This is a genomic window from Sphingobium xenophagum NBRC 107872, assembly GCF_000367345.1.
Classification (GTDB): Bacteria; Pseudomonadota; Alphaproteobacteria; order Sphingomonadales; family Sphingomonadaceae; genus Sphingobium; species Sphingobium xenophagum.
Window position 1 is genome coordinate 145,141 of record NZ_BARE01000016.1, and the last position, 13,792, is coordinate 158,932.

Annotated in this window: 10 protein-coding genes and 1 riboswitch; of the genes, 5 read left to right on the forward strand and 5 right to left on the reverse strand. The window is 61.2% G+C overall.

Going from position 1 to position 13,792, the window contains the following annotated elements; translation table 11 throughout:
- Window positions 1-29: 29 nt before the first annotated feature.
- From SX1_RS09440 to SX1_RS09460, 5 genes are all read right to left on the reverse strand, one after another.
- Entirely contained in the window at window positions 30-1,058 is a 1,029-nt protein-coding gene (locus SX1_RS09440; RefSeq protein WP_019052811.1) for a methionine synthase, read from the reverse strand.
- Window positions 1,059-1,084: 26 nt separating this feature from the next.
- A complete protein-coding gene (locus SX1_RS09445) occupies window positions 1,085-2,176 on the reverse strand; it encodes a DUF1852 domain-containing protein (protein ID WP_255209729.1) in 1,092 nt (363 codons plus the stop codon).
- A gap of 288 nt (window positions 2,177-2,464) precedes the next feature.
- Window positions 2,465-2,688, reverse strand: a riboswitch (cobalamin riboswitch).
- A gap of 228 nt (window positions 2,689-2,916) precedes the next feature.
- Complete coding sequence (locus SX1_RS09450; RefSeq protein WP_017182468.1) at window positions 2,917-3,654, reverse strand: IclR family transcriptional regulator; 738 nt, start codon at window positions 3,652-3,654, stop codon at window positions 2,917-2,919.
- Window positions 3,655-3,707: 53 nt separating this feature from the next.
- Window positions 3,708-4,382, reverse strand: a complete 675-nt coding sequence (locus SX1_RS09455) for an RraA family protein (protein WP_019052813.1) — start codon at window positions 4,380-4,382, stop codon at window positions 3,708-3,710.
- A 17-nt stretch (window positions 4,383-4,399) separates the two neighbouring features.
- Window positions 4,400-7,228 (reverse strand): TonB-dependent receptor domain-containing protein, encoded by a 2,829-nt coding sequence (locus SX1_RS09460; RefSeq protein ID WP_019052814.1) that lies wholly within the window; start codon window positions 7,226-7,228, stop codon window positions 4,400-4,402.
- 153 nt (window positions 7,229-7,381) lie between these two features.
- On the opposite strand from SX1_RS09460, the gene SX1_RS09465 reads away from it, so the two are divergent.
- From SX1_RS09465 to SX1_RS09485, 5 genes are all read left to right on the forward strand, one after another.
- The gene (locus tag SX1_RS09465) at window positions 7,382-10,240 is read left to right on the forward strand and encodes a TonB-dependent receptor domain-containing protein (RefSeq protein ID WP_255209730.1); all 2,859 of its coding nucleotides are present in this window, start codon (window positions 7,382-7,384) and stop codon (window positions 10,238-10,240) included.
- Window positions 10,241-10,252: 12 nt separating this feature from the next.
- A complete protein-coding gene (locus SX1_RS09470) occupies window positions 10,253-11,272 on the forward strand; it encodes a cyclase family protein (RefSeq protein ID WP_019052816.1) in 1,020 nt (339 codons plus the stop codon).
- Between the two features lie 12 nt (window positions 11,273-11,284).
- On the forward strand, window positions 11,285-11,530 hold the full coding sequence (locus SX1_RS09475) for a hypothetical protein (protein WP_019052817.1): 246 nt from the start codon (window positions 11,285-11,287) through the stop codon (window positions 11,528-11,530).
- A 24-nt stretch (window positions 11,531-11,554) separates the two neighbouring features.
- A complete protein-coding gene (locus SX1_RS09480) occupies window positions 11,555-12,643 on the forward strand; it encodes an MBL fold metallo-hydrolase (protein WP_019052818.1) in 1,089 nt (362 codons plus the stop codon).
- 127 nt (window positions 12,644-12,770) lie between these two features.
- Window positions 12,771-13,751, forward strand: coding sequence for a hydroxyacid dehydrogenase (locus tag SX1_RS09485; protein WP_019052819.1), 981 nt, complete (start codon window positions 12,771-12,773; stop codon window positions 13,749-13,751).
- Window positions 13,752-13,792 lie beyond the last annotated feature (41 nt).

Consider the following 13,792-nt stretch of genomic DNA (forward strand, 5'->3'; position numbering starts at 1 on the left):
CGAAGCGCGTGCGTTCGACTAGCGGAGCATTAGCCCTCAAGTTCCCGGCGGACGATGTCGGCGCCCGCGCCCAGAGCGTTCAGCTTGCCGCGCGCCACCTGCCGGGACAGCGGTGCCATCCCGCAATTGGTCGACGGATAGAGCTTGTCGGCATCGACGAACTGGAGAGCCTTGCGCAGCGTATCGGCCACCTCCTCCGGGGTCTCGATGGCATCGCTCGCCACGTCGATGGCGCCGACCATCACCTTCTTGCCCCGGATCAGTTCGATCAGGTCCAGCGGAACGCGGGAGCGGTGGCATTCCAGCGAGATGATGTCGATCTTGGACTTTTGCAGGTTGGGAAAGGTCTCCTCATACTGCCGCCATTCCGATCCCAGCGTCTTTTTCCAGTCGGTATTCGCCTTGATGCCGTAGCCGTAGCAGATGTGGACCGCCGTTTCGCATGTCAGCCCTTCGATCGCGCGTTCCAGAGTAGCGATTCCCCAGTCGTTCGCCTCTTCGAAGAACACGTTAAAGGCCGGTTCGTCGAACTGGATCACATCGACACCTGCAGCTTCCAACGCCTTTGCCTCCTGATTGAGGATCGTCGCGAACTCCCAGGCCAGCTTCTCGCGGCTGCGGTAATGGGCATCGTACAATGTATCGATCATCGTCATCGGGCCGGGCAGCGTCCACTTGATCGGCTGGCTGGTCTGCGCTCGCAGATATGTCGCATCGTCGACGAAAACCGGCTTCGGTCGTGCGACTGCGCCCACGACCGTGGGCACGCTGGCATCGTAGCGATTGCGAATCCTGACGGTCTCGCGCTTTTCAAAATCGACGCCGCTCAGATGCTCGATGAAGGTCGTGACGAAATGCTGGCGGGTCTGTTCGCCATCGCCGACGATGTCGATCCCCGCCTGCCGCTGGTCGTCCAAGGCGAGGCGCAGGGCATCGTGCTTGCCGACGGCCAGTTCATCACCCTTCAGCTTCCAGGGTGACCAAAGCTTCTCCGGCTCCGCAAGCCATGAGGGCTTGGGCAGACTGCCGGCGGTCGATGTGGGCAATATTCTATTCATGATGGAGGGCCTTTTTTTCTATTGGGTCAGATCATGTTCTTGGGTGCTTGTGTGGCGGACCATTGCGAGAGAAGTTGGCCGTAAGGCTTGATGAAATTCTCTTCTGCGAACCGGCCCTGTTCGATGCCCAGGCGGCTTCGTTCCTCGCGGTCGTAGTCAATGCGCGTGGACGAAAAGTCCTGATGCGTCAGGCTGGGCCGGAAGCGCGTTCCCGCTGTGCGATTGGCGTTGTAGATTTCGGGCCGGTAGATCTTCTGAAAGGATTCCATCGTGCTGATGGTGCCGATCAGTTCCAGGTTGCTGTAGTCGCCGAGCAGATCCCCGGCAAAATAGAAGGCCATGGGCGAGCGGCTGCCCCGTGGCATGAAAAAGCGAACCTTAAGACCCATCTTCGCGAAATATTCGTCGGTGGGCGAGAATTCACTCTGCCGGTATTCGAAGCCCAAAATGGGATGACGGTTTTCCGTGCGATGGTAGGTCTTGCTGCTGGATACGCTCAGGCAGATGACGGGAGGCTTCGAAAAATTGGCCTTGTACGTATCGGACTGCACGAAATGGCGGAACAGACAGCCGTGCAGATCACCAAAGCCGTCCGGCGTGTCGAAACCGGCCCGGTCCCGATTGTGCGCCGCCAGCAGCACGCTGAAATCATAGTCGCGCAGGTAGGAGGAGAAGTTGTTTCCGACGATCCCGGCGATGCGCTTGTCCGTCTTGCGATCGATGATGCTGGTGTTCAGGATTTCGATGATGGGAAACGCCGTGAGGCCGTTGGCAGCGGCAAGGCTCATCGCAACGGAAATGATATCCAGTTCCAGGCCATAGCGATCCCCATCGGGATTGTCCCAATCGGCTAGATCGTTGAAACGGTTATCGATCATCTTCAGCACGCCACGCAGATTCTCCTGCCGGTTCTCCCCTCTGGCCAGATTGGCGAAGTTGGTCGTGATACGCGTGGTATCCGACGGGCGATAATCGTCGTCAAAGCGAAGGCGCGTGATGGAAAAGGTAAGCTCCTCGCCCGTCATGATCCGATGTCCTGATGGCTGCTTGTCAGTGGCGATAGTCGGCGTGCTGTGGTCGTGGCGGGAAAGGGCAGGATTGGCGCAAGTCGCGGGCATGCAAAGGCTCCTTCGGTCCGGCGCGAACGCCGTCCGTCTTTAGCGGGCTGAATGATGGGAGATTGGCGGCGCGCCGCTTCCGTCAGGGCTCAGCCTGACGGCACGGCGCGCGGACGCATTCGTCGGTAGCGAACAAGGCGGAACAGGATTGGAAGCATTGACCGATCACCTGCATTTGCCGGGCGGAAGGGCCAAAGAAGAACGCGCAAGGCATGAATTACCCGGATAGCGCTTTACGGCACGGGCAACGCTTCAAGCGCGATCCACCGGAGGAACCCCCGTCCGAGGAAAGTTATGGCGCCGAAGGCAGGTCTCCTGGCTTACGGGTCATCGCGGTGGTTCCGGCCTTCCCGGGTTTCTTGCAAAAACCCAGTGACGCGAAATGGAACCGCCGCTCGCCGCTTACAGTTGCGGGGGCAGCGCCGGACTCTGCCTCGAAAAGGCACCACCGGCTTCCCGTCTTAGCCCCGCCATCATGCCTGAGGCGGGGAACCTTGACAGGCTCGTTTGACGCCATTCAGGCATAATTGTCAAGAGTTATATAAAGATTTCTTTATATAGGACGAGCGGCTGTGCGTTCAGCCCTCGGAGGCAACCGGGCGGCTCCGCCCAAGCCGTCGCCAAACCCGTGAATCAATGGAATCGGCAAGATGGCCTTCGCGGCCCGACCATCGTGGCGTGGCGTCCCAGCTTAACGTGATCAGTCCGATCAATGGAATGACACGGCCCGATCTGCTGGACTATGTCGCCAGCGCGATCGGCACTCGATAGATTGCCTCGGCATTGCCCCCAAGGGAACGACAAAGGTTGAGGCCAGCGTGTAGCAAAGGCAGTGCCAGTCTTTTCTGCGACCCAGACAGGCGCACTTCGGGCCCTGCGATACTGAGCGCACCTACGAGCCGGTCGCCATGGCCGATCACCGGCACCGAAAGCGAGGCAACATGCGGCGTCGTAACGCCAGAGGTATAAATGGGCAGGGGCGGTAGTGCGGGTTTAACCTCCGGCCAGTTCTCGAACAAAAGCAGCAACTGCGCGGATGCCGATCCATCGAGCGGCCGCTGTGTGCCTGGCTGGACGTCGAGCCGCAGATTGCTTGGAGAATTTACCCGAAACAGGCAAAGCCGCACATCTCCCTGACGCACATAGAATGTCGCTGTTTCCTCGGTTTCAAAGGCGAGTTTGGCGAGAATCGGCTGGACATGCTTTTCAAGATCGTTGCCTTCCCTGAAGATCGAGTTGAGCCGAGCCACCTCGCTGCCCAACTGATACTGGCCGTCGGGCATCCTGATCAGGAGATTGTAGCGTTCCAGTGAGACGGCCAGGCGCATGATGGTGCTTTTGACCAGGCCAGTGCGCTCGGCAAGCTCGGCAAGACCAAGAACGCCGTCGCCCTGTTTGAAGCTTGTCAGCAGCAGCAGCCCTCTTTCAAGGGCGGCTACGCCTTCCAGTGCCGGTCGATCCTTGAAGTCCGTCGCCATCGCAATCCCTCTGAAACTTCGACTGCTGTAGCGGACGGGCAGGGATCAGGCTATCAAATCCCTTCGCAACCCAAACGCTTGAGCGTTTCTTCAACCCAGGCGCGCGGATTTTCGCCCCGGCGGATCTTGGCCATCTGCTCGGTTTCGGCAGCATGCTTTGCCGCTGCTTTGGCGCACACAGCCTCCGCTTCGTCGATGGTGACGGCAATAAGGCCGTCATCGTCGCCAAGGATCAGGTCGCCCGGCTGGATCACCATGCCGTCAATGGCGATCGGCACATTCACTTCGCCGGGGCCGTCCTTGTAAGGCCCACGGTGCGTGATGCCAGCGGCAAAGACCGGAAAGCTGCCCGCCCGGATCGCCGCGGCGTCGCGAATGGCGCCGAAGATCACAATGCCGGCAAGGCCGCGGCTTTCCGCATGGGCGACCATCAGTTCACCGATCAGCGCGTTGCTCAGGTCACCGCCGCCGTCGACCACTACCACATCGCCCGGTTCGGCAATATCGAGCGCGCGGTGCAACATGAGATTGTCGCCGGGCCGTGCCTTCACGGTGACGGCAGGTCCAGCCAGAACGCCGCCGCCGTGCATGGGGCGAAGCGCCGCGCCGCCAGCGAACATGCGGTTCATGGCGTCGCTCACATTCGCGACCGGCAATTGTGCGGCACGCTTGACCAGATCGGCGGGCACGCGACGCTCGACGGGCAATACTCGGAAACCGATGCTCATAAAATCTCCAGTCGCGATCAGAATTTGAAACGGAAGCCAACGCGATAGACGCGGCCAAATGTGTCATAGAGCTGGGTGTTGGTCGCCACCGCGATCGATCCGTCGCCCGGCGCATAGGGCGGCTCCTGATCAAGGACGTTCTGGACGTTGAAATACATCTCCGCGCCCTTGCCCAGATCTTCGAACCGATAAGCAAAGCGCATGTCCCAATAGGCTTGCGGCTTGATGTGCTGCAGGCTCACTGCCTGCGGACCCTTGGTATTGTCGTAACGCCCGCCGCCGATGAAGCGCAGCTGGTTGAACCAGTTGAAATTGCCGTGCGTGAAATCGGCCTGGGCGTTGACGCGCCAGTGCGGATTGGAATTGATACCCACTTCGCCCGCCCGGTCGATGGAAGGCGACCCCGGTGTCGTCGTCGCAAGTTTGCCGACATAGGAAATGATGCTGCGCAGCGACAGTGAGTTGGACATATCCGCGAAAGGCACGCGATAGCTCAATTCGACATCGACGCCGTTGGTGACGAGCGTGGAGAGGTTGATCGGATAGGCCGTCAGGGCCGAGATATTTCCGGCTGCGTCACGGGTGATGAAACCACAGGCCAGTTGGTTGCCGGCAAAGCACTGGTCAACGCCCTGCTGCGCCGACAGCGACCCGATCGCGTCGTTGATCTTGATGTCGTAATAATCCGCCGAAATGCTGAGGCCAGGAACGAAGCTCGGCTGGAACACCGCCCCCAACGTCAGCGTATCCGCCCTTTCCGGTTGCAGGTTGGCGTTGCCGGTGGTGGTGATGAAAATGCCCGATGTACGGACATTGTTCTTGAACGGGTCCACCACCGTCGCCGACTGGGTCCGGCCGCTGGTGAAGAGTTCGGACAGATTGGGGGCGCGGATGTCACGGGAGCGGGTGGCACGCAGGCGCAGCGAGCTGACCGGCGTCCAGCTGAGGCCCGCCTTCCAGGTGGTGACGCCGCCGCTGGTCGAATAATCGGTATAGCGAACCGCACCGTTAAATTCGAGTTCGCGGGCGAAGGGCAGATCCTTCAGCAGCGGTATGACGGTTTCGAGATAGCCTTCCTTCACATTATAGCTGCCGGACCAAGGCTGGGGATTGGCGAACAGGAAGGTGCCGGCCTGCGAGAGCGGATCGACGGCCAACTGTGCCTGTTCCTTGCGATATTCGCCGCCGGTGGCGAAGGAGATCGGGCCAGCCCAACCTTCGAACAAAGTGCCCGAAATATTGATGGCCGCGACATCTTCCTTGAAGACCGAATCGGTGCGGCTGAGACCGCGCGTATAGGCCAGCGCCGCGGCGGAAGGCGAACCGACACCAAACGGGTTGAACGGGGCGCAGCCATTCGTGGGGTCAGTCAGCGTCGATCGGCAGACAATCGCGCCATTGGCGGGATTGACGACCGCATCCACCGCGCGGGTGAAGTTGGGCGTGATTTCATTGTTGATGACGTCGGTCTGCTGGCGGGTGCGGCCATGCTGATAATAGCCATTGACCTTGAGCCCACCAAGCTCGCCAGCGAAGCCCGTGACGTAGCGATCGGTCTTGGTATCCACGGACACGTCCGCCAGCCCGCCCTCAATCGACCAGCGCAGCATCGTCAGTGAGGTGACCTGCGGGTTGGCGTACAGCAGCGTGCGAAGCGGCGTGGGCAGGAAGGCATTATCGCGACGAATCGTTATCGGGTTGGTCGCGAGATGGCGATTGGCGGAGGTTGAATAGCGAGTATAGGTCCAGCCATAGGACGCTTCACCGAACACCGACCACCGATCGGTCAGTTCATATTCGGCGCGACCGAAGAAAGCGGCCCGTTCCAGCGGACGATTGATTTCCTGAAGGAATTCGGTGTTGAAGCCGTCGCCGCCGATCTGCTGTGTCGCGGTGGTGTATGAGCCATAATTATAGGGCAACACCGTTCCGCCGGGACCAAATTGTATGCCGCGGAACAGCGCATTCTGGGCCGCGCTTCCGCCGTTGCCAGTGCTGATCATGCCGCCGTTGCTGCCGATCGCGCGCACATCTTCCGCTGCGATCAGGGCAGGACCGCCTGCCGGGCCGTTGATGAGGTTGGACCCGCGCCGGGCCCAGGCCCGTTCGCCTTCCAAAATGCCCTTGTTCCGATAATATTCGGCGCTTCCGAGCAGGCGCAGCCGGCTATCGGCGAGCGCAATGCCGCCCGTCAGCGAGCCACGCAGTTCCTGATTATCCCCTTCATCGGCGATGCCGGTAGAAACTTCGCCCTTCAGCCCCTCGAACTTGGTATCGAGGACGAAATTGACGACGCCGGCAACGGCGTCCGAGCCATAGGCCGCCGAAGCGCCTCCGGTCACGACATCGACGCGCTGGACAAGGCCGGCAGGCAGCAGGTTGACGTCGACCGTGCCAAATTGGCTGGCAGCGACGAAGCGGCGGCCATCGAGCAAAGTCAGCGTGCGCACTGCGCCCAGGTTGCGCAGATTGAGGAAGCTTTGTCCGCCGCCCTGTGTGCCGGTCGCGCGCTGCGGGCCGCTGGTTGCGGTCAGTGCGGGAAGCGTCCGAAGCGAATCGGCGATGGTCGACGGCGCAGCCTTGCTCAACTGGTCCGCGTTGAGAACCGTGACCGGCGTGGGGGTGGTGAAGCCGGTGCGGCCGATGCGCGAGCCGGTAACGATGATGTCGCTCGTTCCAGCGTCGGGCGCGGTGTCGCCTGCGTCAATCGCGCCTTGTTCGGATGAGGCTACAGCAGCGGCCTCCGGCGTCGCCTGGCCGTAGGCGACGGGTACCGCCACGAATGCGGCGACCGAGCCGAGCAATAAGGATTTTCCAAATTTGGACGCAATGACTGCCGATTTCATGAACCTCTCCTCCCGATAGCGTTTGCCGTTGCCGCTCTCATAATCGCCAGGAAAGTGATTGCAATCATATTTTGAAACGTCGTTGCGTTTCAGTGAAAATGGCTTAGAGATCGTGGCCGACTCGAATTCGAGCGTTTGGAGAGGAGATACAATATGACCCCTGTTCGCCGCGCACTGGCAGCCACGACCGCTGTCGGAGCCATCATATTCATGTGCTCCGCACCTGCATCGGCCCAGTCGGCAGCCGCGCCTGCTCAGGACGACGACAGCTCGATGCAGCTGCCTCGCGCCCCCGAAGCGGGTGCAACAGATGCCGGGCCTAGCGCAGCGGACATCGTTGTTACCGGATCGCGCGTCGCGCGTCCGGGCTTTACCTCTCCTACCCCTGTAACGGCGCTCAGCAGCGCCGAACTTGCGAAATCCTCGCCCTCGACTGTGTCGGAGGCGCTTCGTACGCTGCCTGCGCTCACCAATACGTCCGGCACGCAGCGCAACTCAGGCAGCGCAGGGGGCGGCCAGAGCTTCCTGAACTTGCGAGGGCTGGGCGCCACCCGCACGCTGACGCTGGTCGATGGACGGCGCTTTGTATCCACGAACATCACCGGCAGCGTGGACGCCAACCTCATACCGTCCGCCCTTATTCAACGGGTCGATGTCGTGACCGGCGGCGCGTCCGCTGCTTATGGATCGGACGCGGTGGCAGGCGTGGTCAACTTCGTGCTGGACAGCCGATACGAAGGCATCAAGGCCAGCGCGCAATATGGCCTGACATCGCATGACGACAATCATGAATTTGTCGCGACGCTGACAGGCGGAACGGCGTTTGCCGGCGGTCGAGGCCATCTGGTCGTCAGCGGCGAATATTTCGAGAATAAGGGCATTCGTGGCGACGCACGCGACTGGGCGCGCAGCGGCTATCAGGTCATCACAAATCCGACCGGCAATGGAACGGAAGCCAATCCCACGCAGATTCTCTCGCCCAACGTCCGCCTCGTCACCAGCTATGGCGGGCTTATCCTGAATGGCAATGGCGGAACGGCCGCCGCGAACGCCAGCTTCCGGGGCATCAGCTTTGGCCCCGGCGGCGTGCCGCAGGCCTTTGATTTCGGCACCCTGACCACGGCAGGCACCCAGGTCGGCGGATCGGGCGTCGACAATGCGAACATCCAGCAGATCAACCGCCCGCTGACCCGGAAGGCCATTTTCGCCCGCGCCAGTTTCGACATCACGCCTGAATGGTCGCTGTTCGGGGAAGGCAGCTATGGCGAAGTGCGGTCGGACTATATCAATGGCCCCAATGTCCATAACAGCAATGCCGCGCAGACTGCATTCATCACGATCCGTCAGGACAATGCCTATCTGCCCGATAGCATTCGCAACCAGATGATCGCATCGGGCGTCACCAGCCTCACCATGACCCGCTGGGATCTGGAAGATGGCAAAACCCATACCGACAACCGCAACAGGACCACCCGGCTCGTTGGCGGCTTTGAAGGGCGGATCGGCGACTGGAAGCTCGACGGCTATTATCAGTGGGGCCAGAACCGCAACACCAACATCGTCAAGACGACCAACAAGATCACCAACTTCAATCTGGCGACAGACGCGGTACGGGCGCCTGACGGTAGCATCCTGTGCCGTTCGACGCTGACAAGTCCCGGTAATGGCTGTGTGCCGTTCAATCCCTTCGGCGTCGGCAGTCCGTCCTCGGCATCGCTAGCCTATGTAAATGGCGACAGCCCTGCCTATATCCGCACCACGCAGCAGGCGGCGGCCCTTAACCTGTCGGGCGAACCCTTTTCGACCTGGGCCGGGCCGGTCTCTCTGGCGGTTGGCGCCGAATATCGGCGCGAAACGGCGCGCGTGGAATCGGACGCGCTGTCGCTGCTGAACGGATACAAGATCGGTAACCAGCAACCCTGGTCCGGCGCCTACAGCATCCGCGAATTCTATGCAGAAACGGTCGTGCCTCTGGCCAATGACATGCCGATGCTGCGCCTGGTGGAAGCCAATGCTGCCGTGCGCCGGACGCATTACAGCACCAGCGGGTCGGTGACGACGTGGAAGGGCGGCCTGACTTACAAGCCGATCGAGGATCTGCGGTTGCGCATCACCCGGTCGCGGGACATCCGCGCGCCCAACCTCAACGAGCTATTTTCGAAAGGGCGGCAGAGTGTTTCGACCGTTCGCGACCCTTTCCGCAACAATGTGATCGCGTCGAATATTTCGAGCCTGACGACGGGCAATCCCAATCTGAGGCCGGAAATCGCCAACACGCTGACCTATGGCGGCGTTTATAGCCCGTCCTGGGCGCCGGGACTGCAATTGTCGGTCGACTATTATCGGATCAAGATCGACGGCGCGATCGCGACCGTTACCGATCAGGTGGCGCTCGACCAGTGTTTTGAGGGATCGGCCGATTTCTGCGCCCTCAGCAGCCGCGATGCGAATGGCAACCTGACCGGGTTCCGTTCGTCCCCCATCAACTATTCGCAGCTTTTGACCAGCGGGATCGACATCGAAGCCTCCTACGCTGTGCCGATGGCGAGCATGTTTGACTGGTGGAAGGGCCAACTCAACCTGCGCGCGGTCGCCAACCGGGTGAACCATTTTACCACGTCGGCACCGGGTCTGGTCACGCGCGACGTTGCGGGTTCGATCGTCGACAGCCAGCCGCACTGGCGGGCGCAGGGCCAACTGGATTATACGCTGGATGGCCTGAACCTGACGCTGATCGGCCGCTATGTCGGCAGCGGAACCTATGACAAGTCCCGTTCCCCCGCCCAGCTTGGCTTCCGCGACGTCGCCGCGCAGGCCTTTCTGGACGGACAGATCAGCTACAAACTGCCGCAGCTTGGTCGCAACGGCCAGATTTACCTGAATGTCCGAAACATCCTGGATACCGACCCCCGGATAGCGCCACTGGCGGGCAATCTGGTGATTGTGACCAATCCCTTCCTCTATGACACCACCGGGCGGATGTTCCGCTTTGGCGTGCGCGCCAGTTTCTAAAAAGGACGGATCATGACGCCTCTCTCGAAGACCATACTGGCACTGTTGATGATGGGTGCGGCGACTGTTGCGGTCGCCGCCGATCACAGCGTCACGCAGGCGACCATGGATCAATGGAAGAAAAGCCAGAGCAACTGGGGCCGATGGGGCCCGGATGACGAGAAGGGTACGCTCAACCTCATCACCCCCGCGGTCCGCAAGAAGGCTGCGGCGCTGGTGAAGCAGGGCATCGCCGTGTCGATGGAGCGGGAGATCGTGCCCGTCCTTCTGCCGCCCGACGGTGACGCCCCGCCAACACGGGCGCCCGTGCAGCAGAAGATGCTGTCCGGCCCGCCCAAGCGGCCCAGCGGGTCGACCGACCAGCTCAACATCGCTGCCCATGGATATAATCTCACGCATTTCGACGCGCTGGGCCACCATCTGTTCGACGGCAAGATGTATAATGGCTTTGCCGCCAGCGAGCATCTGCTGATGGACAAGGGCCTGACGCGCGGCAGCATCGCGGCGGTCGCCGATGGCGTTTTTACGCGCGGCGTGCTGGTGGACATGCCGCTTCTCAAAGGCGTGCCCTATCTGGAGCCGGGAACCCCCATTTATGCCGAGGATCTGGAAGCGTGGGAGAAATTCTCCGGCGTACGGATCGAGCCGGGCGACGCTGTATTTATTCGGACCGGCCGCTGGGAACGGGAAGCCGACAAGGGGCCATGGGAGATCGCAAAGTCGGCAGCTGGGCTCGATGCGTCCGTGATCCCGTGGCTCAAGAAGCGGGACATCGCCCTGCTGGGCAGCGAATCCGCGCTTAGCGTCGTGCCATTTCCTGAAACGACGAAGATCGACAATCCCGACGATTATCTGCCGGTGCATAATTTCGCGCTGGTGGCGTTGGGCATGCCATTGATCGACAATGCCGATCTGGGGCCGCTGTCGAAAGAGGCAGCGCGGCTCAAGCGCTACAGCTTTTTGTTCACCGCCGCGCCGATCCGGGTCAAGACCGGGACCGGCGTGCCGGTCAACCCGATCGCGACGTTCTGATTGGGGGGCGTGATGAGTGACATCCTCGACCATCGGCAAATTCCGGTCGGCCAGACCTTCATCGACCCTTTGGTTGTCGAGCAGATGAAAAGGCTGGCGACTGCAAAGACCGACGAGGCGCTCAATGACCGGTTCGGCATCAGCTACAATACATGGCGAAAGCTGATCGCCGGGCGTCCGGTGCGCCGGTCGCTAGCCGAACGCGTGACGGATCGCGTCCGGCATATCGCACAGATTGAGGGCCATCAGGTCCGATAGCCCTTTCCGCAAAGGAGAAGCCCCATGCGTTTCCGGCAAACCCTTACCGCCTTCCTCGCGCTTTCGACGGCCCTGACGCCCGCCGTCGCGCAGCCCACTGCATCGTCCTTCTCCGTCAACCCCAATGGCGGACGGCCGGAAATCCATAATGTGGAAGAGATGCGCAAGATGGGCGGATATACCGCGCCCGGCGCGCGCGCCTATGCAGACATGGCCGCAGAAGCAGGTGGCAAGCTCTGGCCCGTCACGCTCTACTATCGGTGCCAGGCAGTGCGGACGCGCAAGCCCGTCAGGGCGGCGATGCCAAAGCCCATTGCGGTGTTCGACAACGTCTATTCGATAGGGACCGGAGAAAATAATATCTGGGCGATCGATACCAAGGATGGGATCATTCTGCTCGATGCGCTGACGACCGAGGAGGACGCCAGGAACGTCATCGTCAAGAACATGCAGACGCTGGGCCTGGACCCCAAGCGCATCCGCATCATTCTCATCACCCACAATCATCTCGATCATTTTGGCGGGGCGGCCTATCTGAAGGCATTGTCCGGCGCGAAACTGGCGATGAGCGAGGCGGACTGGACCGCCGAGGTGAAGTGGGGGACGTTGCCGGTGAAGGCTGCGGACGACTTCTACCTGACCGATGGCCAGACAATCACGCTGGGCGACCAGACGCTGACGGTGCTTTTGACCCCCGGTCATACGCCGGGCACGGTATCGTTGCTGTTCCCGGTCAAGGACAAGGGCGTACCGCACATGGCGTCGTTGTTTGGCGGCCAGGGTTCGCCGCGCGACGTGGCGTCGCTGCTGGAATTTCGGCGCTCTCTCAATCATTTCGCTGACTATACCGACCTGATGCAGGCCGATGTCGTGCTGTCGAACCATACTGTGGGCGATGACGGTCTGGTGAGGGTCGCAGCGTTGCAGAAACGCAAGGCTGGCGATCCCAACCCCTATGTCGTCGGTCGCGAGGGCGTGGTGCGCTATGACGCTGAGTGGCGTGCCTGCCTCAGCGCGGACATCGACGAGGCGGTGTTCAAGGCCGCGCCGGGGAGCCTGAATCCGATCCTGAGCGGTCAGCCCCCCAGGCGGGTTGTTGAGACCGCGAAGTAGCAGGGCGACCAGCGCCTGAAAAACCTCATATATTATCGCAACATTGTTTTGAAACGTCGTTGCAAAATAGGTCGACTACAGTAAAGTCGGCGCATTATCGTGCACCGGGACGAGGATTTAGGTCACAATGGCAAGCCCCACCGCCCTGATTGTCGGCGGCAAGATTTCACCGGCGGCGATGTCTGTCGCCAAGGCGCGAGGGCTCATGCTGGCGTCCTGTGATCCATATCCTTCGGTCGACGAACTGATTGCCCATGTCACCGCCTGCGATGCAAAGGCGCTGATTATCCGGATGGGCAAAGTCCCGGCTGAAGCACTGCAGGGCCTGCCTGGTTTGCGGATCATCGCCAAGCATGGCGTCGGGGTGGACGGCATCGATCTGGATGAAGCCGCTGCGCGGGGCGTTCCCGTCGTCATCGCTGGCGGCGCAAATGCGCAGTCGGTCGCAGAACAGGCGCTGGCGCTGCTGCTCAGTGTGGCCCGATCGACGGCGTATCTCGATCGCCGCCTTCGCGCCGGACATTGGGACAAGTCGACCTATGCCGGGACGGAACTCACTGGCAAGGCGATCGGCCTTGTCGGACTTGGCGCTATTGGCCGCGCCTTTCTTGCCCTGCTTGCGCCATTTGGCATGACCGTGCGGGTGTACGATCCCTATTTGCCTAGCGACGCTTTGCCGGCGAGTGCCATTGCCGTCGACAGCGTGGAGACGCTGTTGCAGGTCAGCGACATCATTAGCCTGCATTGCCCCCTGACCGCGGACAATCGCGGATTGATTGGCGCGACCGCTCTGGGGCAGATGAAGGATGGCGCCATCCTTATCAACACGGCGAGGGGTGAACTGATCGACGAGGACGCGTTGGTGGAGGCGCTGCGCGCTGGCGCGATCGGTGGCGCGGGCCTGGATACGTTCGCCAGCGAACCGGTCGGCGCGGATCATCCGCTTTGGGCATTCGACAATGTCGTAGGCAGCCCGCATGTGGGCGCCAATACGCTGCAAGCCCGCATCCGTGTCGGCATAAGCTGCGTCGAGCAAATCGCGGACTATCTGGATAGCGGACGGCTGGACCCGCGCAATCATGTCAACGCCGCGATGGCGCGCGTCTGAAATCGCCCTAATGGGTTAACAAGCAGGCCACAGGATCGCGA